General features: G+C 60.0%; 25 protein-coding genes. 15 read left to right on the top strand and 10 right to left on the bottom strand.

What is annotated here, in order from left to right; genetic code table 11:
- Positions 1–75: 75 nt before the first annotated feature.
- Positions 76–1,428 carry a class II 3-deoxy-7-phosphoheptulonate synthase gene (locus BLU26_RS05490; protein ID WP_092284600.1) on the bottom strand — a complete coding sequence of 451 codons (1,353 nt, stop codon included), beginning with the start codon at positions 1,426–1,428 and terminating at the stop codon, positions 76–78.
- A gap of 77 nt (positions 1,429–1,505) precedes the next feature.
- Between BLU26_RS05490 and BLU26_RS05485 the strand changes: the two genes are divergently transcribed.
- Complete coding sequence (locus tag BLU26_RS05485) at positions 1,506–2,327, top strand: spermine/spermidine synthase domain-containing protein (RefSeq protein ID WP_092284599.1); 822 nt, start codon at positions 1,506–1,508, stop codon at positions 2,325–2,327.
- Here the strand turns inward: BLU26_RS05485 and BLU26_RS05480 are convergent.
- The 3 genes from BLU26_RS05480 to BLU26_RS05470 form a co-directional block, all read right to left on the bottom strand.
- Entirely contained in the window at positions 2,324–2,818 is a 495-nt protein-coding gene (locus BLU26_RS05480; RefSeq protein ID WP_092284598.1) for a SprT family zinc-dependent metalloprotease, read from the bottom strand. The two genes, BLU26_RS05485 and BLU26_RS05480, sit on opposite strands and share 4 nt — an antisense overlap.
- 66 nt (positions 2,819–2,884) lie before the next feature.
- Entirely contained in the window at positions 2,885–3,352 is a 468-nt protein-coding gene (locus tag BLU26_RS05475) for a flavodoxin family protein (RefSeq protein WP_092284597.1), read from the bottom strand.
- 20 nt (positions 3,353–3,372) lie between these two features.
- Positions 3,373–3,666, bottom strand: coding sequence for a hypothetical protein (locus tag BLU26_RS05470; protein ID WP_092284596.1), 294 nt, complete (start codon positions 3,664–3,666; stop codon positions 3,373–3,375).
- A gap of 241 nt (positions 3,667–3,907) precedes the next feature.
- On the opposite strand from BLU26_RS05470, the gene BLU26_RS05465 reads away from it, so the two are divergent.
- Positions 3,908–5,251, top strand: coding sequence for an MFS transporter (locus BLU26_RS05465; protein WP_092284595.1), 1,344 nt, complete (start codon positions 3,908–3,910; stop codon positions 5,249–5,251).
- 72 nt (positions 5,252–5,323) lie between these two features.
- Positions 5,324–7,591, top strand: a complete 2,268-nt coding sequence (gene ggpS, locus BLU26_RS05460) for a glucosylglycerol-phosphate synthase (RefSeq protein ID WP_092284594.1) — start codon at positions 5,324–5,326, stop codon at positions 7,589–7,591.
- Positions 7,592–7,635: 44 nt separating this feature from the next.
- On the opposite strand, the gene BLU26_RS05455 is transcribed toward ggpS, so the two are convergent.
- The gene (locus tag BLU26_RS05455; protein ID WP_092284593.1) at positions 7,636–9,495 is read right to left on the bottom strand and encodes a choice-of-anchor I family protein; all 1,860 of its coding nucleotides are present in this window, start codon (positions 9,493–9,495) and stop codon (positions 7,636–7,638) included.
- 138 nt (positions 9,496–9,633) lie between these two features.
- On the opposite strand from BLU26_RS05455, the gene BLU26_RS05450 reads away from it, so the two are divergent.
- The 7 genes from BLU26_RS05450 (at position 9,634) to BLU26_RS05420 (ending at position 14,295) form a co-directional block, all read left to right on the top strand.
- Positions 9,634–10,251: a DNA-J related domain-containing protein gene (locus BLU26_RS05450; RefSeq protein ID WP_092284592.1), complete on the top strand. Its 618-nt coding sequence runs from the start codon at positions 9,634–9,636 to the stop codon at positions 10,249–10,251.
- Between the two features lie 136 nt (positions 10,252–10,387).
- Positions 10,388–10,987: a Yip1 family protein gene (locus BLU26_RS05445; RefSeq protein ID WP_092284591.1), complete on the top strand. Its 600-nt coding sequence runs from the start codon at positions 10,388–10,390 to the stop codon at positions 10,985–10,987.
- A 113-nt stretch (positions 10,988–11,100) separates the two neighbouring features.
- On the top strand, positions 11,101–11,925 hold the full coding sequence (gene ttcA / locus BLU26_RS05440; protein ID WP_092284589.1) for a tRNA 2-thiocytidine(32) synthetase TtcA: 825 nt from the start codon (positions 11,101–11,103) through the stop codon (positions 11,923–11,925).
- A 28-nt stretch (positions 11,926–11,953) separates the two neighbouring features.
- Complete coding sequence (locus BLU26_RS05435; protein ID WP_092284587.1) at positions 11,954–12,625, top strand: DNA-3-methyladenine glycosylase I; 672 nt, start codon at positions 11,954–11,956, stop codon at positions 12,623–12,625.
- Positions 12,626–12,715: 90 nt separating this feature from the next.
- The gene (locus BLU26_RS05430; RefSeq protein WP_092284585.1) at positions 12,716–13,243 is read left to right on the top strand and encodes a C40 family peptidase; all 528 of its coding nucleotides are present in this window, start codon (positions 12,716–12,718) and stop codon (positions 13,241–13,243) included.
- Positions 13,244–13,275: 32 nt separating this feature from the next.
- The gene (locus BLU26_RS05425; RefSeq protein WP_157719306.1) at positions 13,276–13,716 is read left to right on the top strand and encodes a DUF7079 family protein; all 441 of its coding nucleotides are present in this window, start codon (positions 13,276–13,278) and stop codon (positions 13,714–13,716) included.
- Between the two features lie 177 nt (positions 13,717–13,893).
- Positions 13,894–14,295, top strand: coding sequence for a DoxX family protein (locus tag BLU26_RS05420; protein WP_092284581.1), 402 nt, complete (start codon positions 13,894–13,896; stop codon positions 14,293–14,295).
- 50 nt (positions 14,296–14,345) lie between these two features.
- Here the strand turns inward: BLU26_RS05420 and BLU26_RS05415 are convergent, their stop codons facing one another.
- Both BLU26_RS05415 and BLU26_RS05410 read right to left on the bottom strand, forming a co-directional pair.
- On the bottom strand, positions 14,346–15,002 hold the full coding sequence (locus tag BLU26_RS05415) for a class I SAM-dependent methyltransferase (protein ID WP_092284579.1): 657 nt from the start codon (positions 15,000–15,002) through the stop codon (positions 14,346–14,348).
- Complete coding sequence (locus BLU26_RS05410) at positions 14,999–16,078, bottom strand: hypothetical protein (RefSeq protein ID WP_092284577.1); 1,080 nt, start codon at positions 16,076–16,078, stop codon at positions 14,999–15,001. The genes BLU26_RS05415 and BLU26_RS05410 overlap by 4 nt, the downstream gene beginning before the upstream one ends.
- Positions 16,079–16,189: 111 nt before the next feature.
- Between BLU26_RS05410 and BLU26_RS05405 the strand changes: the two genes are divergently transcribed.
- Genes BLU26_RS05405 through BLU26_RS05390 form a run of 4 tightly spaced genes read left to right on the top strand, consistent with a single transcriptional unit; the run spans position 16,190 to position 18,816 of the window.
- Positions 16,190–16,498 carry a PepSY domain-containing protein gene (locus BLU26_RS05405; RefSeq protein WP_092284575.1) on the top strand — a complete coding sequence of 103 codons (309 nt, stop codon included), beginning with the start codon at positions 16,190–16,192 and terminating at the stop codon, positions 16,496–16,498.
- 31 nt (positions 16,499–16,529) lie between these two features.
- A complete protein-coding gene (locus BLU26_RS05400) occupies positions 16,530–16,808 on the top strand; it encodes a PepSY domain-containing protein (protein WP_092288374.1) in 279 nt (92 codons plus the stop codon).
- Complete coding sequence (locus BLU26_RS05395) at positions 16,808–17,479, top strand: response regulator transcription factor (RefSeq protein WP_092284573.1); 672 nt, start codon at positions 16,808–16,810, stop codon at positions 17,477–17,479. The genes BLU26_RS05400 and BLU26_RS05395 overlap by 1 nt, the downstream gene beginning before the upstream one ends.
- Positions 17,476–18,816: a sensor histidine kinase gene (locus BLU26_RS05390; protein ID WP_092284571.1), complete on the top strand. Its 1,341-nt coding sequence runs from the start codon at positions 17,476–17,478 to the stop codon at positions 18,814–18,816. Before BLU26_RS05395 ends, BLU26_RS05390 begins: the two co-directional genes overlap by 4 nt.
- Positions 18,817–18,818: 2 nt before the next feature.
- On the opposite strand, the gene BLU26_RS05385 is transcribed toward BLU26_RS05390, so the two are convergent.
- Positions 18,819–19,982 carry an EAL domain-containing protein gene (locus BLU26_RS05385; RefSeq protein WP_092284569.1) on the bottom strand — a complete coding sequence of 388 codons (1,164 nt, stop codon included), beginning with the start codon at positions 19,980–19,982 and terminating at the stop codon, positions 18,819–18,821.
- 397 nt (positions 19,983–20,379) lie between these two features.
- Between BLU26_RS05385 and BLU26_RS05380 the strand changes: the two genes are divergently transcribed.
- Positions 20,380–21,588, top strand: coding sequence for an ammonium transporter (locus BLU26_RS05380; protein ID WP_092284567.1), 1,209 nt, complete (start codon positions 20,380–20,382; stop codon positions 21,586–21,588).
- 55 nt (positions 21,589–21,643) lie between these two features.
- Here the strand turns inward: BLU26_RS05380 and fabI are convergent, their stop codons facing one another.
- Positions 21,644–22,438: an enoyl-ACP reductase FabI gene (gene fabI, locus BLU26_RS05375; RefSeq protein ID WP_092284565.1), complete on the bottom strand. Its 795-nt coding sequence runs from the start codon at positions 22,436–22,438 to the stop codon at positions 21,644–21,646.
- Positions 22,439–22,455: 17 nt separating this feature from the next.
- Positions 22,456–24,087, bottom strand: a complete 1,632-nt coding sequence (locus tag BLU26_RS05370; RefSeq protein WP_092284563.1) for an ABC transporter ATP-binding protein — start codon at positions 24,085–24,087, stop codon at positions 22,456–22,458.

Here is a 24,087-nt window from a genome sequence, read left to right as displayed (position 1 = left end):
GCTAGCAGGATGATACGCCGCCCGGCAGCTTGTCGGGCGGATTTTTCAACGTATCTGCAGTACCCGCCGTGGGATTTAACGGCGCACTTTTTTCAAGGTTTCGGCGATCAAAAAGGCCAGCTCCAGCGACTGGTCAGCATTCAGGCGCGGGTCGCAATGGGTGTGATAGCGATCGGACAAACCGTCTTCGGTGACCGGGGTGGCGCCGCCGATGCACTCGGTGACGTTCTGTCCGGTCATCTCGATATGAATACCGCCAGCCCAGCTGCCCTCTGCCTGATGCACGGCAAAGAACTGCTCCACCTCGCTGAGAATGCGGGCGAAGTCACGGGTCTTGTAGCCGCTGGATGCCTTCATGGTGTTGCCGTGCATCGGGTCGGAACTCCACAGTACCTGTTTGCCTTCGCGCTCCACCGCACGCACCAACGCCGGCATGTGCTGCTCTACCTTGTCGGCTCCCATGCGCACGATGACGTTCAGGCGGTCGCTGCTGTTCTCCGGATTCAGCCGATCAATCAACCGCAGCAGGTCGTCCGGGTCGGTAGTCGGTCCGGCCTTGATACCAATGGGGTTGCCAATGCCGCGCATGAACTCGACATGCGCGCCGTCCAGCTGGCGGGTGCGATCACCAATCCACAGCATGTGCGCCGAGCAGTCGTACCAGTCGCCGGTCAGGCTGTCGCGGCGGGTGAACGCCTGTTCATAGTTCAATAGCAGGGCTTCGTGGGCGGTGAAAAAGGCGGTCTCGCGCAACTGCGGGCTGTGCTCGTTGTCGAAGCCGCAGGCGCGCATAAAGGCGAGACTTTCATCGATACGATCAGCCAGTTGCTGGAAACGGTCGGCCATGGCGGAGTTGGCAATAAAGTCGAGATTCCACTGGTGCACTTGGTCTAGGCTGGCAAAGCCGCCCTGAGCAAAGGCGCGCAACAGGTTGAGCGTAGCGGTGGCCTGATGGTAGGCGCTAAGCAGCCGTTGCGGGTCAGGAGCGCGGCCAGCGGCCTCGAAGGCTATATTGTTGATGATGTCGCCGCGGTAAGCGGGTAAAGTCACGCCGCCCTGGGTTTCGTCGTCGGCCGAGCGCGGCTTGGCAAACTGGCCCGCCATGCGGCCAACCTTGACCACCGGGCAGCCGGCGGCAAAGGTCATGACCACGGCCATTTGCAGCATGACCTTGAAGGTGTCGCGAATTTTGGGCGCCGAAAACTCGGCGAAGCTTTCGGCACAATCGCCACCCTGCAACAAGAACGCGCGGCCGGCAGTCACCTCGGCAAACTGGCGGCGCAGTTCGCGCGCTTCGCCGGCAAATACCAGCGGCGGATAACTGGCGAGACTGTCTTCCACCGCCAGCAGCGCCTGTTGGTCGGGATAGGTGGGTTGTTGCAGTATGGGTTTGCTGCGCCAGCTGTCGGGTGTCCAGAGTGCGGTCATGGGCCTTCTACTTGAATTGGGTATCTATGTACATGTGCCGCCAGATGGTAGCGCGTGTGACGGAGGGTAAACAGCCTATGGGCTGGATAAGTCAGCTCTATCAGTATTTGCTGCAACAGGGTAGTGCCGCCGAACAGGAGCTCGAGCGCTGTGAGGACGACTTCGGCAGCCTGCGCGTGACGCAGCAGGGTGAGCTGCGCTATCTGTATTTTGGTGCGCAAACCGAGCAGAGCTGCGCTCTGGTGAGCGATCCGGCGTGGCTCGAATATGACTATACTCGCGCCATGCTGCTCGCCTGTTACTGGCAAAGCAGGGCATCGCGCGCGCTTGCCATGGGGCTGGGTGGCGGTACGCTGGTCAACGCCGTGCTGCAGCACCTGCAGCCGCAGCAGCTGACGGCGGTGGAGTTGCGCGCCAAGGTAGTCGAGCTGTCGCGACGCTGGTTCGGCCTGAGCGATGATGCGCGACTCGAGGTGGTGGTCGACAGCGCCGAGTCCTACATTGCGACTCAGGTAAACAGCTGCGACTTGCTGTTTCTCGACCTTTATATGGAAGGGGGGATTGCCCGTCTGCAGCTGCAAGCGGATTTTTTCGTTGCCTGCCAGGCGGCGCTGCGTCCGGGCGGCCTGTTGGTGGTGAACCAGTGGCAGCTCGGCCAAAGCGGCCAGCCCTACGCCGCCAGTCGCTTGCGACGTCTGTTTGGCCCGCATTACCTGCAGGTCGAGGTTGAGGAGGGCAATATCATTCTGTTCATTCCGCAATCCGGTGAGCTGAGCCTGGACCTTGAAGACATGCGGCAGTGGGCAGACTGCATGGAGCCGCAGCTGGGTTACTCGTTAAGACCCTACATAGAGATGCTGCGCCGGGCTGGCGAGGCGCCCGCCTTGGTGGCCAGTTAGGCCGTCGCCGCCAGCTGCCGGCCAGTGAAGTGCAGCAGATCGCCGCAGCGGCGACACTGATACTGGCGCCCCTTTCTGACCCAGGCGTGGCGTTGCGGCGTAAAGGGCATGTGGTCGGGGCAGGCGCAGCGATAAAGGTAGCGGGTGCCGCTACGTTTGGAGACCGCGTAGTTGTGGCAGCGATTGGCCGGCAGTCGGAACAGTTCGGTCATGATGGCTTGCCATTGCGGGCCGTGGGGGCGAATCCGGGGGCCAAATACCTGATGGGCAATCAGGTGCGCGGCTTCATGGGGCACGGTTTGCCGTAGGAAGTCATCGGTGTTGTCACGGTACATCTGGCCATTGAAGCGCAGCAGGTTCTGGTTCAGATAGGCAACGCCAGCACGCTGCCCGCGCAGATCCAGTTCGATATCCGGGCGGGGGAAATGACGATCGAAGTGCTGCTCGGCGAGCTGATAGCAGCCTTCAAGGCGGGCGAGTATGCGGTCCATGTGCGCAGTATAACGCTGTAAGGTGCGTGCCAGAAGCCTCGCGCGGTCGCCTGAAAGGGTGAGCGCTCAGAACACGCTGTTATCGAGCCCGGCGGCCATGTAGAGGCCCAACTCCTCGGCTTGCGCTACAAAGTCCGCCTGCCAGTCACCCCTGAGCGTCAACGGTGGCTGCACCCAATTCCAGCGCAGGCCGGTGACGATGGATTCCACCGCTCGGCGAGTGCCGGTGCCATCCATGCCGGCGCGGATGTAAAGCGCGCAGGGTAGGCCCTGTTTCAGCTCCAGCACCGGGTAGTAGCTGCGATCAAAGAAGTCCTTCAGCGCGCCGCTCATGTAGCCCAGGTTCTCGGTAGTGCCAAGGATGATGGCGTCTGCGGCCAGCACGTCTTCCGGACCTGCTTCCAAAGGCGGTTTGCAGCGTACCTCGACCGCTTCGATGTCGGCGTGGGAGGCGCCGCGTATGACGGCGTCGCGCAGGGCGCGGGTGTTGTCCGAAGGTGCGTGCGCGACAATCAAGAGTATTTTGCTGCTCATGCCGGCTCCCCTCTGAATACTCAGCCCTGCTTGCTGTTCCACAGGCGGGCGATGGCACGTTCCGAACCCAGCCAGGCAACCAACAGGCCAAACAGGCCGATCAAGCCGAACACGCTGACCGGAATCAGAAAGGTACGCTCGATGCCTGCGGGTAGGAATACCGCGAGACCAATGGCCAGGCTCAGAAACAGCACGCTCATCACCACCAGAATGCCGCGACTCTTGGGCGTGTAGTGATAAGGGGCATCGCTGTTTTCCAGCGGGTTGAGCAGCGGAGCGCAGACTTTGCGGGCAAGATCTTTCAGGCTGGACATGGCGTAAACCGGTTCGTTGTGTAAAGGGTATGTCGCGGCAGTGTAGCGCTTTAGTTGTTCGTAATATAAGTCTTCAGCGCAGGGTGTTGAACTGGTGCTGAAGAAAATACAGGCTGGTCAGCGACGCGCTGCTGCGGTAGGGTGTTTACAGCTGAATATAAATTACAGATGCATAAACGCACACATTGACACCCGCTCTGTCTGAAATCGACCACGCCCACCAAGGGGAGATTTCAGCTCCATGATTAGACTACTGGTGCCCATCGGGGCATTGCTCACCGGTATCGCGCTGCTGCTGCTGGGTACCGGCCTGCTGAATACCCTGCTGGCACTGCGCGGCAGCGCCGAAGGCTTTGCAGATCAGACCTTGGGTCTGCTCGGATCGGCGTATTTTGCCGGCTTCATTCTCGGAACCTGGCTGTGCCCGCGCTTGATTCGGCGTATGGGCCACGTCCGTGCCTTTACCTTTCTGGCGGCTGCCGAAGCAGCCTGCGTGCTTATTCACGTGCTCTGGGTTGAACCGGGCATGTGGCTGTTGCTGCGGATGATCACCGGCGTCGCGCTTGTGGGCATCTACACTGTTATCGAAAGCTGGCTGAACACCACTGCGCCGCCCGAACGGCGTGGCCAGATCTTCGCCTGTTACATGGCGGTGAACCTCGGCTCGCTGGCGCTGGCGCAACAGTTACTGCGCTGGGACAGCCCCATGGCGTTCACGCTATTCGCCATCTCGGCCATCCTTATTGTGGTAGCGGTGATGCCGGTTTCGGCTACTCGGCTGGCGCAGCCGACTATCAGCGATACCCCGGCGTTGTCGCTCAAACGCTTGTGGCAGGCAGCGCCGGTCGCCTGCGCTGGTGCCGTGCTGTCCGGTCTGGGCATGGGCGGCTTTTGGGGCTTGGGCGCCGTGTATGCCGGGCGTATGGGCATGGATACCGTACAGATCGCCGGGTTCGTGTCACTGGTGATCGTTGCGGGTGCATTGTCGCAGTGGCCGATGGGCCGACTGTCTGACCAGATCGACAGACGCAAGGCGCTGGTGCTGATTTGTGGGCTGGCCGCCGTTGGCGGCGTACTGATGGCCTTGCTGGGCCCCTTCGGCCAGTGGTTGCTGGTCGCTGCTGCGGTGTTTGGTGCGGGCTCCTTTGCCGTCTACCCTGCGGTCGTGGCGCACCTTATAGATCATTTACACCAGGAAGATATTTTGTCCGGTAATGCAGCGCTGCTGATGCTGCACGGGCTGGGCGCGGCGATAGGCCCGGCGCTGGCCGGTGTACTGATGAGCCTGACCGCGCCGGTGGCCTTACCGCTGTTCTTTACTCTGATGTTTGCGCTGTGCGCATTCTATGCCCTGTGGCAACTGCGTCAGGGCCGCGACCGGATTGTTGATGAAGCGGCGCACTACATACCCATGGTGCGTACCTCGAACGCCGTGCTGGAGATGATGCTGGAGGACGCCACCCACGAGGACGTCGAGCCATCGCCGGTCACCGGCGACGCTGCGGCCGATACCCCGCCAGAGGCGCACGCGCCGGCTGATCCTGGCCCACAGACAGACGAACAGGCGCCGCCAGCGCGGCCATGAACCAACCCCTGCGGCGCACGCGAAGGTGTGCGCCGCAGAACCGAATTCAGTAGTCACAGGGAGAGCAAAACTATGATGTTGGCAACCGATCTGGACGGTACTTTTCTGGGCGGCGATCCTGATAACCGGCAACGGCTGTATCAGCTGATCAACGCCCACCCGGGCATCACCCTGGTCTTTGTGACCGGACGCGGGCTCGAGGTGGTGGTGCCCTTGCTGTCTGATCCGGCGATCCCCCGGCCGGATTACATTATCTGTGACGTGGGCGCGACCGTAGTGGATGGTGAAACCCTGCAGCCGGTCTATCCGGTGCAGAGCGAGATTGAAGCCGACTGGCCGGGCGAGCAGGTGGTGGCCCAGCGGCTGTCGGTGTTCCCCGGTCTGGAGCGTCAGGACGTACCCCAGCAGCGTCGTTGCTCCTATTTCTGCGAACCGGGGGCGGTGACCGACAAGGTTCGTGCGGCGATGGAAGGGCTGGGATGTGATCTGCTGTTTTCCGCCGGCATGTATCTCGATTGCCTGCCGCGCGGCGTTAACAAGGGTTCCACTCTGCGGCGTCTGGTTGAGCATATGGGCGCCTCGATGGAAGAGGTGCTGGTGGCCGGCGATACGCTGAATGACCTGTCGATGTACGAGCAAGGCTTCAAGGGCGTATGCGTGGGTGAGTCGGAACCGGCGCTGATCGAGGCGACCGGCGACCGCGCCAAGGTTCTGCATGCACGCCTGAGCGGCTGCGGCGGCATTCTGGAGGCGATCTCGCACTTCGGCTTTCTCGGCCCGCTGGGCGTGGACTCGGAGCTGCGTGACCTGCAGATCAAGGGCAAGGCCGATCTGGTGATGGTTTACCACCGCTTGCCGTACGAAGAGGTGATTGAGGACGGCAAGGTAATTCGTCGGCCACCGTCGTCGCCCAACGGCATTCTGCCCACGCTGTTGAGCTTTTTTGGCGGCGATCAGCCAGGCTCCTGGGTGGCGTGGTCGATTCACGATCCGCGTCAGCGCGAAGCCTTTGAAGTGCACACCAAGGTGGACGCCGAGAACTACCCCAATCTGGTCGCTGCACGCGTGGCCCTGAGCAAGAACGACGTTGATGTGTTCTACAAGCGCTTTTCCAAGGAGGCCTTCTGGCCGACTCTGCACACCTTCTGGGAGCGGGCGATTTTCCGGGAAGAAGACTGGGCGGTATTTCTCAAGGTGAATCGCCTATTTGCCGAGCGCACTGCGGCGGAGGCGGCGGAAGGCGCGGTAGTCTGGCTGCATGATTACAACCTGTGGATGGTGCCAGCGTTCTTGCGCCCCTTGCGTCCGGATCTGAATATTGCCTTTTTCCACCATACCTACTTCCCCTCGGCGGATGTTTTCAACGTATTGCCCTGGCGCCGCGAGATCATCGGGAGCCTGTTGCAGTGCGATTACGTCGGCTTTCATATTCCGCGTCAGGCAGAGAACTTTGTTGACGTAGTGCGTGGCGTCGCGCCGATTGAGGTGTTGGAGGAGAAGGGCTGTGCACCGCGTTATCTGACCTATGGCTGCGCCGTGGGGCTTGACCGCATGACCACCAGGATTTCGGTGCACGGCAGGCCGATCGGACTGGGCGCGCATCCGGTTGGGCTGGATGTGGGGCGGGTCAAGAATGTGATCGAGACCGACGACTGCCAGCAGCAGATTGTCGAGCTGCGTCAGCAACTCAAGGGCGTGCGCGTGGTGCTATCGGTTGAGCGTCTGGACTACACCAAGGGCACCCACGCCAAGCTGTTGGCGTTTGAAGCCTTGCTGGAGGCGCATCCCGAGCTAATCGGCAAGGTTACGCTGATCACCATATGTGTGCCGGCCGCACGGGAAATGACCGTGTATGCCGAGCTGCTGAGCCAGATAGAGCAGGCTGTCGGGCGCATCAACGGCCAGTTCTCGCGGGTTGGCTGGACGCCGGTGCAGTTCTTCTATCGCGCGGTGCCATTCAATGAGCTGATCGCCTACTACCTGATGGCCGATGTCATGTGGATTACCCCGCTGCGCGACGGCCTGAACCTGGTCGCCAAGGAATACGTGGCTACCCAGGGACTGTGCGGCGGTAATGGGGTGCTGGTATTGTCAGAATTTGCCGGTGCGGCGGCGGAGTTGCATGGCGCGCTGCTGACCAACCCGCATGATCCGCACGACTTGCGCGACACGCTTTATATTGGGTTGACGTTGGGCAAGGCCGAACGCGAGGCGCGGCTCAAGGAGCTGTTTGGTGTGGTGCAGCACAACGACATCAAGCGTTGGGGTGATGAGTTTCTGGAGGGCGTGAAGCACGCGCGGGCGATGGCGCTGGAGCATTTGGCCGAGGAGGTGGCCTGAGTGAAATACAGCGGCTGACGCCAGGCGTCAGCCGCTGCAAGGGTTTACTCTACTGCCTGGTTGATCTGATAGACCGCAGTAGTACCGCTCACTTCGTTACCGATCACCAGCAGGGCTTCGCCGTTGGGCGAGTCTTGCGCACTGATGAATACCAGGCCTTCCGGGCCCAGATCACCGGCATCGGCCAGCACTGACTCGGGATCTTCGCTAGTCCAATCCTCGCGAGTGTTCAGATAATCCACGAAGAAGGGCGCAGTCGGGTCGGTGATGTCGTACGCCATCACGCCGCCAATGCGTTCCAGACCGATAAAGGCGAAGGTCTTGTTGCCCAGATGGCCGACAGTGATGCCTTCAGGTTCGGGGCCCTTGTTGTCGCTGCGGTTGTCGAAGGTATCGCCTTCATCGTGGGTGGCGTTGAAGTAATCGACGCAGGGGATGTCGCGGTTGCTGCCCAGCATGCAGTCGGCACTGGCGAAGTGCTGCTCAAACTGATCGGCGGAATCCCACACCAGATTGCCATCCTCATCGCGAATCGAGAATGAGCGCGCACCGTAGGCGTACAGGTTGTCGTACATGAGGCGGTCACCGGCCGGGTTTTCAATGCCGGTGGCATCAAACATGACCGGATTGCCGTCGGCATCCTTGCGGTAGCCGTCGGTCCAGGCCACGGTGAGGCGACCCAGCTGCTCATCTTCACCGCAGTCGCCGCGGTCAGTCATGGTCGCGCCGCAATAGCCGAATACGCTCGGGTTGATCAGTGCGCCTTCTGCCATGGCGTGCAGTTGCGGCGCCAGATCATCACCTACGCGGCGGTTGAATCCGCGGCTGTCGGTCAGGCTCTTCATGCGGAACTCTTCAACAAACCCCTTACTGGCATCGCCGTCCCAGTAGGCTTGATCGTCTTCACCCCAGGCGCGCGAGTCACCTTCGTTGGCGGTGATCAGGTAAGTGCTGCCATCTACTTCGTAGGCGTAAATGGCGTCGGGCTGATACATGCCCAGCACGCCCGGCCATGCCTTGATATTGATCGCATCATCCGAATCACTGAGATCCAATGCGTTCTCTTCCTGGCCATGATCCTTGTAGCCCAGTGGCAGAATCTCGGTGACGGTAGCGCTGGCGATATCGACCTTGGCCAGAGCGTTGTTCTCTTGTAGCGACACCCATGCGGTGGCGCTATCGGCTGAGACGGCGATGTATTCGGGTTCCAGGTCCTGGGCTACGCTGGCTCCGGGGCCGAAGATGCGTACGCCAGCGTCCTGCAGGGCAGCTTTCTGGCTGTTGAAGGCGCTGAAATCAGCGGTTTTGACTTCGACCAGCTCGTCACCGTTGACGCTGAGGATACTGATGGAGCCCTCAGGGTCGACGCTGTAGTCGTTGCTCGGCTCGCCTTCGTTGGCGACCAGCAGGTACTTGCCGTCCGGGGTGAAAGTGAGCATGTCGGGCAGCGCGCCAACCTGTCTTGAGCCCAGCAGCTCCAGGGTGGTGGCGTCAAACAGCGCGACGTAGCCCGGATCGGTCTTGGTTGCGGCCTCTACCGCCACCGCCAGATAGCCGGTCTTGAAGGCAATGCTGTTGACCACGGCACCTTCGGCGATGCTCTCTACGGTCAAGGTTTGCACTAACGTGGGGTTGGCGATATCGCTGGCGTCCAGGACGTCTACCGCGCCTTTCTGCGCGTTGACGATAAAGATGTGCTGGTTCTGTGCGTCGTAGGCCGGGATCTCGGCTGCGCTCTGACCGAACACACCCGAGCTATAGCGGCCCAGGTAGCTGAGCGAGATGGATTCCGGTGTGACAACCTCCGGTGTTTCCGCCGTGTCGTCGTCACTGCTGCTGCTTTTACAACCGACTACCGCCGCCATCATGGCTGCGCTGGTGGCGGCAATGATCCACTTGTTCATCTTGTTTCCCTTTCCAGAGTTGAGCGAAGGTGACATTGATACGCAGATTTCATGACAGCGCTTTTAACCTTTAATGGCGCTTTGATGACGTGGCGGGCTTGGCTCGTTTGCCGTGCCACCGGCTGTTACACTGCGGCGATGGATGATCTTCAACCTGAGCAGTTGTTACCCGACGGTTTTGATGCCGCCTTGCTGAGCCAACTGCGCGCCGCGCCGCAGGGCCTGAGCGAATACCAGTTGATTCGTCAGCTGGCCGACTGCTTCCCCGACTCCTTGTTTGCCGAGCCCGGCGCCCTGCAGGATCCCTTGCGGCTGTTTCAGCTGCACTTTCTGTTGTTCCATCAACTTTATCGATTGGCTGACCAGCTGGCAGCGGACAGCTTGAGCCTGCAGATTCATGCGCTATCTATCCGTTTGCTGCCGAGGGATGAGTCTTTGCCGGGGCTGCAGCAGGTCGACCCGTTGCGCGCCTACTATCTTGATTGGCAACAATGGCGCGATATCCACGTCGACGATGTACAGCGGCTGCTGGATGGCTTCTGGCGCCGACAGGGCAGGGCGCTGGTGGCGCCGGATGAGCTGGCGCAGGCGCTGGCGGCCCTGCAACTTGAGCAGCCCACCGACGCGAGGGCGATCAAGCAGCGTTACCGCGCGCTGGTGCGTGTGCATCATCCCGACCGCGGTGGCAGTACCGCGCGGGTGCAGGAGATCAATCAGGCGATGCTAATTCTTGAACGCTATTACGGCAAAAATTGAAGTTGCCAATCTCTCTAAGCAAAGCTGTTTTGCCTTTTCGATTTTTCGCTATAGTCAATGCAGGGTGCTGAAATTCCGGCGCCCGTGGCGCTATGGCTGTGCCTTGAGCGCTGAATAATAATTAGGAGGTCAGACCATGATCCACCATGTATTGGGGTTGTTCACCCATCCCGACGAGGAATGGAAAGAAATCAAGGGTGAGGACGAAAGCATCGGTCATATGTATTTGACTCACGTGCTGGTTCTTGCCGCTATCCCGGTAGTCTCTGCCTACATTGGCACCACTCAGGTTGGTTGGTATATCGGCACGCAGGAAGCGGTCAAGCTGACGCAGACCAGTGCGCTCTCGATGACGGTATTGTCCTACCTTGCCATGCTTGCTGGCGTTGCCGTGATGGGCGCCTTCATTCACTGGATGGCCCGCACCTACGACTCGACGCCCAGCTTCAACGATTGTGTGGTGTTTGCTGCCTACACTGCCACGCCGCTGTTCATTGCCGGTCTGGCGGCACTCTATCCCAGCCTCTGGCTCGGCATGCTGGTGGGCACCGCGGCGGTCGCCTACACCGTGTATCTGCTCTATCAAGGGATTCCGATTTTCATGGATATTCCCAGTGACGAGGGCTTTCTTTTCTCCAGCTCCATTCTGGCAGTAGGCCTGGTGGTGCTGGTGGCGATGATGGCAACCTCGGTGATTTTCTGGGGCTTCGGCGTCGGCCCAGTCTACCTGCGATAAACCTTTCTTGTGCTGCCCAACAGCCCCTGTCGAGTCGTTCGACAGGGGCTGTTGTTTTTATGTACAGCGGTTTCCAGTAAAATGCGCGTTTTACTTTTCCGGTGTGCCCCTTCATGAGCCATCTCAGCGTCAACCAGAACAAACTGCAGAAGCGTCTGCGCCGCCTCACTGCCGAAGCGGTGACCGACTACAACATGATCGAAGACGGCGACAAGGTGATGGTCTGCCTGTCCGGTGGCAAAGACAGTTACACCCTGCTTGACGTCCTGCTGCACTTGCAGAGAGTAGCGCCCATCAAGTTTGAGTTGGTGGCCGTGAATATGGATCAGAAGCAACCGGGGTTCCCGGAAGAGGTGCTGCCTGCCTATCTTGATAAGCTCGGCGTGGCGTACCACATTCTGGAACGCGATACCTACTCCATCGTCAAGGAGAAGGTGCCGGAGGGTAAAACCACCTGTTCACTGTGTTCACGTCTGCGTCGCGGCAATCTCTATACCTTTGCAGACGAAATTGGTGCGACCAAGATGGCGCTCGGGCATCACCGCGACGACATCATCGAGACCTTCTTCCTCAATATGTTCTACGGCGGCAACCTCAAGGCTATGCCGCCGAAGCTGCGTTCCGATGACGGCCGCAACGTGGTGATTCGCCCGTTGGCCTACTGCAACGAGAGCGACATTGCGGCCTACGCCGAGCTACAGGGCTTCCCGATTATCCCGTGCAACCTCTGCGGCTCGCAGGAGAACCTGCAACGCAAGGTGGTCAAGGAGATGCTGCAGGGTTGGGAGCGTGCGACACCGGGTCGCCTCGACAACGTATTCCGCTCGCTGCAGCATGTACAGCCTTCGCAACTGGCGGATACCAAGCTGTTCGACTTTGCCAGCCTGAGCATCGACGAGTCGGTCGCGCCTCGTTATCTCAACGTGATGAACCTGTGATGAGCCCTTGGGGCGGAGCGCATTGACTGTGCAGGATTACCGCTGGCTGGAAAGCTACTGTCTCAATCGGTTTGGCTCGCGTGCGGAGCTTGAGGCGCATTTGCCGGTACCCAGGTCGCCTGCAGCGCTGCGCCAGATCAGCGATGATCGCTATCTCTCGACCCTGGCCTTGCGGGTGTTTCGCGCTGGTTTGAAGCACAGCCTGGTGGACGCCAAGTGGCCCGCTTTTGAGGAGGTTTTCTTCGGCTTCGATCCGGAAAAAGTGGTGCTGATGAGCGCCGAGCACCTTGAGCGGCTGATGGGCGACAAACGCATCGTTCGGCATCTGGGCAAGCTACGCAGCGTACCGCGCAACGCGCAGTTGGTACTGGATGTGCGCGCCGAGTACGGCAGCATGGGCCAACTTATCGCAGACTGGCCGGCGGATGACATTGTCGGCCTCTGGCGGATGCTGGCGAAGCGGGGTAGCCAATTGGGCGGGCAATCAGTGCCGCGTTTTTTACGCATGGTCGGCAAGGACACTTGGGTCGCCACTGAGGATGTGGTTGCCGCGTTGAAGGCGCAGGGCATTATCGACAAGGCGCCGACCAGTCAGCGTGACCAGAACGCGGCGCAGGCAGCCTTCAATCAGTGGCTGGAAGAAAGCGGCAGGCCACTTTGCCAGTTATCTGCCATGTTGGCTTTTACGGTCAATCACTGAGACTTGGCGCACTTAGTTAAAGTAAAATCTTGACACAACGCGGTATGTCGTACATTTTTTAATCAAATTCACTGTTGCATAGGTAAGCGGATGCGGTCAGGCGTTCTACTGATATTTCTCTTTGTGGCTTTGCTGACAGGTTGCAGCAGCGCGCCCAAAGCGCCGGTATCCGCGACTACGCCGAATGTGCGCACCCCGTTACCGCATATCACGCAGTCCAACTCGGCCGACATTCTGGGTAACGACATTGTTTTTCAGGCCTTCAGTCTGATCGGCACTCCCTACCGCTATGGCGGCACCTCGCCCGATACCGGCTTCGATTGCAGCGGGCTGATTCAGTACGTTTACCGTGAGGCCGCCGGCGTCAGCCTGCCGCGCACTACCGCCGGTTTGACTTCCATGCGTACGGCAAAACCCAGCGAGAGCGCCCTGGTACCAGGCGATCTATTGCTGTTCGCCATGAATGGCGGGCGGGTCAATCACGCAGGCATTTACATCGGCGAAGGGCGTTTTCTGCACGCGCCCAGTACCGGTGGCGCCGTGCGCGTGGATGAGCTGGGTGCCAGCTACTGGCAGCGCACCTACAAGGGCGCGCGGCGCGTGCTTAGCAGTAATTAATCCGTTTACTCCCCTTGCCCGGCAAACAGGCTTTGCCCCCGCCCGACGCCGCTCGCGTGGCGCTCTGGGCTGCCTTCTCTGAACTCTTTCTTGATACCGACATCAGCGCGGATACGCATCGCTTTGTCGCGCGCCGAATCATTGAGTCCGGCTTGCCGCCCGAAACAGTGCTGCAGGTGCTTTGGCTTGAGGTATTCCCGGCCCTGTGTGACAACCTGCGCGTTGTGGCCGGAGAGTGGGCCGGATTCAACGATGAATGGCTGAGTGAACGGGTTGCCAGCATTGCGGCAGGCGAAGTCAATGCCTATGCCCCCTTTGCACTGGTAACGGTAAACCAGGTAATCAAGGCGATCGAGACGCAATGGGAACTGTGCGCGGCCTGTCTGCCAGCCAGTTACCGTGACCTGCGGCGGCCCTCCAATCAACAGATCAAGCGCTTGGGTGTCATCGGTAGAGTTACGGCGCGTGATTGAACCCGAAGTGGTGATGCGCGTTGCGTGCGCGATGCAGAGGTCTGCAGTAAAGTCGAGTGACGCGTGGGGGTAAACTCATTACGCTGAGGCTGAGCGTGCTGGAAACACGGCCTATGTGGCAACCGCAGGATTGCTTCTCCGGTTACCGGAGTGGCGTTATGCCAAAGGAGGAAGGGGATGGATATAAATGCAATTTTGGCTGCCTGGCAGCCGCGGGTGCTCAGCGTGCTGCGCATCGTGACGGCTTTTTTGTTTATGCAGCATGGCATGCAGAAAATCTTTGGATTTCCGGTTGCCGCACGCGGCGAGTTTGACTTGTTTTCGATGTCTGGCGTCGCCGGCTCGCTGGAACTGGTTGGCGGCTTTCTGGTCCTGATCGGCCTGTTCACCCGGCCTGTGGCCTTTCTGCTGTCGGGTTTGATGGCCTTTGCCTATTTCATCGCTCACGCACCGCAGGCGCTATGGCCGCTGGCCAATGGCGGCGAGTTGGCGGCGCTGTTTTCCTTCGTATTCCTGTATTTGTTCTTCGCTGGCGGCGGCGCCTGGAGTGTGGATCAGCTGCGCAGCGCCAAGGGCTAGGCCGGTACTGTAAACGCTGGGCGCCAAGACAGCGCCCAGTGTGATCACCGCTATTTCTGCGCCTTGCGCAGCAGCACTACGTCCGCGCCAATCAGCTGCAGCTCGGCATTCCAGCGCGTCGCCAGCCAGGCAAAACTGCGCTCACTGAAGTAACAGATATGCGTTGGGTCACTTTTGTAATGCCAACTCTTGAAGGCATCCTGGCCGCGCACGCGCTTGGTCATCAGCCCCAGCCAGCCGTCGGGCTGCAGGCACGCCCACAGCTGGTCCAGCACCAACAGGGGTTGCGCAAGATGCTCGACTACTTCGGTGGCGGTGATGAAATCCCACCGCTGATTCAACGCCGCCGGGTTGGGATGGTAGTAGATGTCGTGCAATTCCACCTCGTGGCCTGCCTCGCGCAACATGGCGGCCAGCGCCGGGCCGGGGCCGCAGCCAAAGTCGAGGCCACGGCTGGCGACCGGCAACTGTTGCAGCAAGGGCGTTGCCAGGCGCGACAGGAAGCGGCGGTAGCCCTCATCCTGCGGGTCGTTCTCATGCCGGTCATACTCGGCTCGCTCTTGCGCCGCACTGAGGTGCCAGGTGGTGGGTACATGCACCATCTGGCATTCGCAGCACTCATAGTAGGGGCGCTTCTCATCGCTGTAGAACCAGGGGGCAGTGGCCTGGCACAGCGGACAGCGCGAGTAGGCCGGTGGCTCAATCATAGCGGCTGCACGTGGCGAATCAGATCGTCGGAGTCGACCAAGCGCAAGAACGCGTCCCCCAGTCGCTGGCTTTCGCTCATTGCCTTGCGCCAGTACTTTTCACGACCGTCGTTATCGTAAACGAAGCGGTTGAAGTCCTTGCGGTCGGGTAGTTTGCGGTAGGGCAGGGTGTCGAGGTACTCGCGCGAGGGGGCTACCAGCAACACGTCGCGCAGCTGCTGTGGATTGGCTTTGCGCCAGGGCAGGGTCTTGTCGAACCAACCTGGCACTACGCGATCCAGAAAGTGGGGGTAGAGCACCACGCCGGGAGCCTGGTACGGCAGGTCGAGGTGGTAATCAAGCAGGCCGCCGTCGCGGTACACACCGGCGCTGGTACCGGGAATTTCGCGTACGGCTTCCATCACCATGGGAATCGAGCCGGATGCCAGTAGCGCTGCGCGCAGGTTGCCAGGAGTCAGGTCGACGTGGCTGCTCTTGAAGTCCTGCAGATCGTCCAGTGCCGGGCGCTGACGCGGGTCATGCAGGATGACCCGCTCGAAAAACCGCCCGAGGTGGCGTCGGCCCAGCAAGTTGGCGCCAATCACGCCGCTCAACCCGAGCCCCAGGCGAGTGCGCGAATCATGCTGTAATAGCCCAAGGCTCTTAACCACTACAATGTTCAGGTGGTAATGCGGATTGCTGAGAATGCTTTCAAACTGGCCACCAAGTAGTTCGTCGAGCATGTCGCCACAGGCCGCGCTGATGCGTTGGATGCTCACGCCCTTGGGAAAGCGCATGCTGGTGTAGAGTTCGCCAAGCTGCTGCAGTGTGTGCACCGGGTCTGGCATGCAGGCACTGGCAAAGCGCCAACTACCGATGGACGCGCCAATCAGGCTGCGCATCTGTGGCGCCCGTGGCAGCCACTCGCCAAACAGCGCCAGATCCAGCCCTTGAATACCTAGTGCCTTGGGGCCGCCAGCGGCGCCGGGAATCATGTGTACATCCGCCGGTTGCAGCCCGTTCTGGCGAATATGTTCGATGGCCCTGTGGCCTGCACGTAGCGTCAATGCTGGGGCGGCAACGTGGATTGCAGTCATGTATCGGCGGTTCCTTTCGACAGCAAGTAAGGTAAGTGGGTCGTTTTAAGTTTGGCTTCAGCTAATCACTATACTCTGCATTCACACCCTAAAACGACAGAGGTAATCACCATGAAAAACGCAATTCTACTGACCAGTGCACTGTTTTTTGGCTTGAGCAGCGCTGCGGTAATGGCGGACGACGATGTGCGCCTGGACGAGGCCAACAGCCTGATCGAGCAGGGTACCATCAAGCAGTTTGAAGAACTTAACCAGAAAGCGTTGAGCGTGCAGCCCGGCACCATCACCGATACCGACCTGGACAAACACTACGGCCGATATGTCTATCAGGTCGAGATCAAGGACGCTCAGGGTCAGGAGTGGGATGTTGATCTGGATGCCAGCAATGGCGAAGTACTTGAACACAAGCAGGATGACTGATCATCCTCCTCTGCTGCGGCCCGGCATCTTGATGCTGGGCCTTTTTGCGTGCGTTGCCGGGGTGCGGGCTGACGATATCAGCCAGGATCAGGTGCTCGAACTGGTGGAGCAGGGCCGTATCGCGCCCCTGCAGCAATTTATTGATGACGCCTTGGCGCGTTACCCCGGCCGCTTTCTGGAAGCTGAACTGGAGTTCGACGACGGGCTCTATATCTATGAAATCGAGGTGATAACCCGCCAACGCAGGGTCATGGAACTGGAATATGATGCGCTCACCGGTGAGCTGCTGGAAGTAGAAGAGGATGATTGATGCGGATACTGCTGGTCGAGGATAACGTTGCGCTGGCCGATTCGCTCAGCACGCTGCTCAAACGCGCCGGCTATGCGGTGGACTGGCGCACCGATGGCCGGGATGCGCTGATTCTGGGTGAGCAGGAGCCCTATGATCTGGCCATTGTCGATCTTGGTTTGCCCGGCATGGACGGCTTGCAGGTAGTACAGCATTGGCGCGAGGGTGGTTTGCACATGCCGGTACTGATGCTGACCGCGCGTAGCCGCTGGACCGAGCGCGTGGCCGGCTTGCAGGCTGGTGCCGATGACTATCTGACCAAACCCTTTCATAACGAAGAGTTGCTGTTGCGTATTCAGGCGCTGCTGCGCCGCGCCCATGGCCGCGAACCTAGTGCCGTGCTGAAGGCCTGTGGGCTGATGCTGGATGAAAGCACCCAGCATGTCAGCGGCAGTGCTCTGGCGTCGACGGCACTATCGGCGACCGAGTTCAAGTTGCTGCGCTACATGATGCTCAACCAGGGTCAGGTGCTGTCGAAGACGCGCCTGGCTGAACACCTTTATGATTACGAAGATGAGCGTGACTCCAATGTGATCGAGGTGCAGATCAACCATTTGCGCAGCAAGCTGGGGCGCAGTGCGATCACCACGCGGCGCGGCCAGGGTTATATTCTGGTAGGTCACGAGAGTTGATTTCGATCGGCCGCCGCTTGGGCGTGAGCCTGCTACTGATCATGCTGTGCAGCGTGCTGCTGATCGGGCAAGGCAGTGTGTGGCTCTACGATCGTGCCCAGCGCAGTTATCTGATGACCCTGCTGCAAGGCGAGACCGACAGCCTGCTGGCCGCCATGACCCCCGGCAGCAACGGGCTCTACCTAGATCTCGGCAAGGTCAATCCTGACTACCGCCGGCCTTACTCTGGGCGCTATTTCATTGTTGAGGGGCGCGAGCGCTGGCGTTCTCGGTCGCTGTGGGACACGCGTCTCAGTGCCACCGCCATCACCGACAAGCCCACGACCGAACTGGTACCGGGCCCCAAGGGCCAGCAATTGCTGGTCTGGTCGCAGCAGTACCGCAGCCATGGCGAGCAGTTGATCATTACGGTGGCGCTGGATTATCAGCCGCTGCTGTTGGCGTTCAAGCAAGCCCGTTGGTGGTTATGGGGCCTCGGTGGGGCGGTCATTGGTATTGCGTTGATGCTGCAGCAAGGGGTGTTGCTCCACGCGCTGCGACCGCTGCGGCGCACGCGCAGGGAGCTGGCCGAGTGGCGTAGCGGTGAGCGTCTGCAATTGAGCGAATCGGTGCCGCTGGAATTGCAGCCCCTGGTGACCGAAATAAATCACCTGGGGCGTCAGATAGAACGCGTGCTGGAGCGCAGTCGCAGCAGTGCCGGCGACCTTGGCCATGCACTGAAAACCCCGCTCGCGGTACTGGAAAGCCGTCTGGACAACCTCAGTTCAGAGCTACCGCCGGCGCAACTGCTGGCGCTCCAAGAACAGCTCGATCTCATGCATCAGCAACTGGAGCGAACCCTGCAAAGAGCGCGTCTGGCCCCGGAGCAACAGCGCGTTGAGCGCTTTCACTCAGGTACCGACTTACCGCCGTTGATCGCAACGCTGCAGTCGCTGTATCCGCAGCGCGACATTCAGCTGCGGCCACAGCCGGATGCGAGCTGGCCCTATGACCGTGAGGATATGCAGGAGCTGTTGGGCAATCTGCTAGACAATGCCTGTAAGTTTTCGCAGGCGCGCGTGGAGGTTCGCTGGAGGCTGGATGCCGAGGGGCTGTTGCTGCAGGTTGCCGATGATGGGCCGGGGATCGCCCCCGAGGCGCGCGCGGGAGTGCTGGAGCGTGGCACGCGGCTTGACCAGCAAGTGCCCGGGCATGGTCTGGGGCTGGGTATCGTACTGGATCTGGTGCAGGCCTATGCCGGCAAGCTGACGCTGTCAGAGGCTGAACTTGGTGGTTTGCTGGTCGAGGTGCGGCTGCCGCTGCGCGCCCGGCTTGAGGTCGGCGCGCAGCAGCATTAGCCTCACAGGAATGAGGTATCGATGTCGACCAGCAGCAAGTGGCGGCTGTCGTCAATGAACAGGCCAGAGGTCAGGCAATACTGATTGGTGGTGGCGTCGCGGTAACGGTTGGACAGTATCACCCGGCTGTCTTCGCCGGCCTCGGCCAGAATCTGGTAGAAGTAGGGGCGCCACGACCAGTTGTGATCCAGGTAGCGTGGGTCGGTTTGCCAGGTATCCCCCTTCCACTCGTAGTTGGGCGAAATCTGCGTGCCATGTGCGTCGCATAGAAAGCAGCGCAGCAACCAGGGGTAATCCTTCGGCGATGGCAGGTGTGCGGGCTGAGCGCCCTTGCTCAGCCAGACGCGCAGGTCGGCAAACAGACCGGCCAGCGATTTGCGCAGGTTGGCCAGTTTTTCCCGCTCGGCAAGCTTCTCGTAGACGTAGTGATCGCGCAGTTCGGAGAACTGCTGCTGCACCGCCTCGGCAGGCAGGAAGTTCTCATCTGGCCGGCCAAACAGGTAGCCCTGCACATAGCGCGCGCCGCACTCCAGCGCAAAGTGCAGTTCCTGCTCTGTCTCTACGCCTTCGGCAATGATCCAGCAACCGCTTTTTTCCGCCATCAGGGCCAGTGCCCTGACAAAGTCACCACTGTTGCCGTTGCCGCTGGCAGCCTTGCGGAACAGTTGAATATCCAGCTTGAGAATGTCGGGCTCCAGTGCGAGCACGCGGTCCAGCATCGAGTAGCCGGCACCAAAGTCGTCGATGGCGATGCGAATGCCGGCTTGCCGGTAACGCTGCACGACATCACGCAGTTGCTCGATGCTGCCCTGCAGCTCGGTGATCTCGAAGACGACCTGATCGGCAGGCAGGCCGATCTCCTCAAGCAACTGAAGGCTCGGCAGTGGTTCTCCGGGCTTCAACTGGCTGACCCAGGACGGCGAGATATTCAGACTGATGAAGCCGTCGGGCGTGTCGCGGAACCGCTCCAGCGCCATACGGCGAATACAGCGATCCAGCTCGCGCAGATCGGCGGGGTCGACCTCTGGGTCGGTAAACAGCGGCCCCGCGCTGGTCACGTTGCCATCGTCGTCGCGCAGGCGTGCCAAGGCTTCATAGCCGGCAATACGTCCTGTCGCGGTATCGATCAGGGGTTGGAAATACGGCAGGGGCTGACCATTAAACACATTATTCTCCGGGTCGAATTTGGGCCGCTAGGTGTATGCAAGATTATAGCCAAGGCTGCGCAGCGCGCTTGGCCAGCGGTGCCTGCGGCGCAGCACAGGTACCCGCGGTGCATAAGTGCAATACCGGTGCATTAATAGCGGCATTTGGTACGTCATTTGCACTAATTGAGGGATGCTTCTTCAATTTTGCGCCCTAATAAAGTGCTTTTTTGCTGAAGCAACACCCAACTTATAGCAATAAGTAGTTGATAGTAAAAAATAAAATAAGGCCTGGCGGGATTGTGTACGAGTTGAGGCGGTTTTATTTCAGCTCTCGTATGGCACCAGCATGGAACAGGCTATTTATTCATGCACGAATACAGTGCGTTTTTGAGTGATTTTTAGCGAGGCTGTCTGAATGGAAAACCTAAGCAGCGCCGTGGAGACGCTTGTCCACGGTGCCAATACCCTGTTTATTCTCATGGGCGCCATCATGGTGCTGGCTATGCACGCGGGCTTCGCCTTCCTCGAAGTTGGTACTGTGCGTCAGAAGAATCAGGTGAACGCGCTATCCAAGATCATCAGCGATTTTGCGATTTCTTGCCTGGCGTACTTTTTCGTCGGTTACTGGATCGCCTACGGCGCCAACTTTTTCACCGATGCCGCAACCCTGTCGGAAAATAACGGCTATGCGCTGGTCAAGTTCTTCTTCCTGATGACCTTTGCCGCAGCGATTCCGGCGATCATTTCCGGTGGTATCGCAGAGCGGGCCAAGTTCGCGCCTCAGTTGTGTGCCTCGCTCCTGATTGTTGGTCTGGTGTATCCCTTCTTTGAAGGAATCGTCTGGAACGGCAATTACGGTTTTCAGGGCTGGCTGGAGGCCAGTTTCGGCGCGCCTTTCCACGATTTTGCCGGCTCTGTCGTGGTTCACGCAGTTGGCGGCTGGCTGGCGCTGGGTGCGGTCCTGCTGCTCGGCGCCCGCCGTGGGCGTTATCGTGATGGTCACGTGGTGGCGATGCCGCCATCGAATATTCCCTTTCTGGCGCTGGGCGCTTGGATACTGTCGATTGGCTGGTTCGGCTTCAATGTGATGTCGGCGCAAACGCTGGAGGGCATCAGCGGCCTGGTCGCGGTCAACTCGTTGATGGCGATGGTCGGCGGCACGCTGGCGGCGCTGGTGGTAGGTCGGGCAGACCCTGGCTTTATTCACAACGGCCCGCTGGCGGGGCTGGTAGCGGTCTGCGCCGGCTCTGATCTGATGCATCCGCTGGGCGCGCTGGCCACCGGGGTAGTGGCAGGCGGCCTGTTTGTCTGGACCTTTATCCTCACGCAGAACCGCTTCAAGATTGACGACGTGCTGGGCGTTTGGCCTTTGCACGGCCTGTGCGGCGCTTGGGGTGGCCTGGCCGCGGGTATTTTTGGTCTGCAGGCGTTCGGTGGGCTGGGCGGTGTGAGTTTTGTCTCCCAGTTGATAGGTAGCTTGGCTGGTGTTGTGGTCGCGCTAGTGGGCGGCTTGCTGGTGTATGGCGTGATCAAGGCAAGCGTGGGCATTCGCCTGAGCGAGGAAGATGAGTTTCAGGGCGCTGACCTGTCGATCCACAAGATCGGTGCTATCTCGGAGGACTGAGATGCAGGCGTAAAAAAACCGGGCGATGCCCGGTTTTTTTACGCCTGTGACAGCCTCAGTCTTCCAGCCCACCCATGGCGGTGATGTTGAAACCACCGTCAACGTAGGTGATTTCGCCAGACATGCCGGACGCCAGATCCGAGCAGAGGAAGGCGCCAACGTTACCGACCTCATCAATGGTGACATTGCGGCGCAGCGGCGTTTGCGCGGCATTGTGGGCCAGCATCTTGCGGAAGCTCTTGATGCCAGAGGCCGCCAGGGTGCGAATCGGGCCAGCAGAAATCGCATTGACGCGGGTGCCTTCCGGGCCCAGGCTGGTGGCCAGATAGCGAACACCGGCTTCCAGGCTGGCCTTGGCCATGCCCATAACGTTGTAGTTCGGCATGGTGCGCTCGGCGCCCAGGTACGACAGCGTCAGCAGGCTGCCGTTGCGGCCCTTCATCATCTCGCGACCAGCCTTGGCCAGGGCGACAAAACTGTAGGCGCTGATGTCGTGGGCAATGCGGAAGCCTTCACGGGTGGTAACTTCGGCGAAGTTGCCATCGAGCTGGTCGCCTGGCGCAAAGCCGACCGAGTGCACGATGCAGTCCAGACCATCCCACTTCTTGCCCAACTCAACGAAAACCTGCTCGATCTCGGCGTCGTCGGCTACGTCACAGGGGAAGCATAGTTCAGGGCCTGAGCCCCAGCCGGCGGCAAATTCCTCGACCCGCGCCTTGAGCTTTTCGTTCTGGTAAGTGAAGGCCAGTTCAGCGCCTTCGCGGTGCATGGCGGCGGCGATGCCGGAGGCAATGGAGAGTTTGCTGGCAACGCCAACGATGAGTACACGCTTTCCGCTGAGAAATCCCATAGTGCTTTCCTGTTTCGTTACTGGGCCGTCGTGGCCTTGTTAAGGATGTTGGGTATGGCAAAAGCCGCATCCAGCAACTGACGAGTATAGTCATGCTGCGGTGAAGCAAAAATGTCGCCTGCCGGCCCCTGTTCGACTACCTGCCCCTGGCGAATGACCATCAGTTGGTGACTGAGGACCTTTACCACCGCCAGATCATGGCTGATAAACAAATAACTCAAATTGTACTTCTGCTGCAGATCGCGTAGCAGCTCCACCACCTGGCCCTGCACGGTGCGATCCAGCGCCGAGGTTGGCTCATCCAGCAGAATCAACTTTGGCTTCAACACCAACGCCCGCGCGATCGAGACCCGCTGGCGTTGCCCGCCGGAAAACTCGTGCGGATAACGGTGCCGGGTGTCGGGGTTGAGCCCGACCTCCTGCAGTGCCTGAATCACCATCTGCTCGCGCTCGGCGGCGGTGCCGATGCGGTGAATCTCCAGCCCTTCGCTGATGATCTGGCCAATCGACATACGCGGGCTGAGGCTGCCAAAGGGGTCCTGAAAGACCACCTGAAACTCGCGCCGCAGCGGCCTTACGTCGTTCTGACTGAGATTGTCCAAGCGTTTGCCATTGCATTCAATCACGCCCTGGCTATCGAGCAATCGCAGCAGGGCCATGCCCAGCGTGGTTTTGCCTGAACCACTCTCACCAACGATGCCCAAGGTCTGGCCTTCGGCGAGGCTGAAACTGATGTCGGTCACCGCCTTGACGTGATCGACAGTTCGCTTCAATACACCTTTCTTGATTGGGAACCAGACTCGCACCTGCTCGGCGCGGAGTATTTCCTTCGCATCCGGCTGAACCGGAACCGGCTCGCCGCTGGGGTCTGCCGCCAGCAAATGCTGGGTGTACTCGTGACGCGGATGGTTGAACAGGGTGGCGCAATCATTCTCTTCGACGACGCGACCCTGATACATGACACATACCCGGTGGGCAATTTTGCGTACCAGGTTGAGGTCGTGACTGATCAGCAGCAACGCCATACCCAGCTTTTGCTGCAGCTCCTTGAGCAGGTCGAGGATTTTCAGCTGTACGGTGACGTCCAGCGCGGTGGTCGGTTCGTCGGCAATCAGCAGCTCGGGTTCGTTGGCCAGCGCCATGGCGATCATTACGCGCTGGCGTTGCCCGCCGGACAGCTCGTGGGGGTAGGAGGCGAGGCGTTTCTCCGGTTCGGGTATGCCAACCAGGGTCAGCAGCTCGAGGGTGCGGGCGCGGGCGTCCTTTTTGTTCAGGCCCTTGTGCAGGGCCAGCACTTCGTTGATCTGCCGCTCGACGCTGTGCAGTGGGTTCAGTGAGCTCATGGGCTCCTGAAAGATCATCGAAATGCGATTGCCGCGCACCTTGCGCAGCGTCTTTTCACCGGCTTGCAGCAAATCATCGCCAGCGTAATAGATCTCGCCGCTCGGGTGGCTGGCTGCAGGGTAGGGCAGCAGCCGCAGGATCGAGTGTGCAGTAACCGATTTGCCCGAGCCGCTTTCACCGACTAGCGCCAGGGTCTGGCCAGGGCGAATGTCGAAGCTGACGTCGTGTACGGCGGTGACCTGCTCACTGCCCTGATTAAAGGCGACGCTCAGATTGCGGATGCTGATCAATGGGGTGTCGGTCAT

The sequence above is a fragment of the Halopseudomonas sabulinigri genome (genome assembly GCF_900105255.1).
Classification (GTDB): domain Bacteria; phylum Pseudomonadota; class Gammaproteobacteria; order Pseudomonadales; family Pseudomonadaceae; genus Halopseudomonas; species Halopseudomonas sabulinigri.
This window is presented reverse-complemented; position numbering and strand designations above follow the sequence as displayed.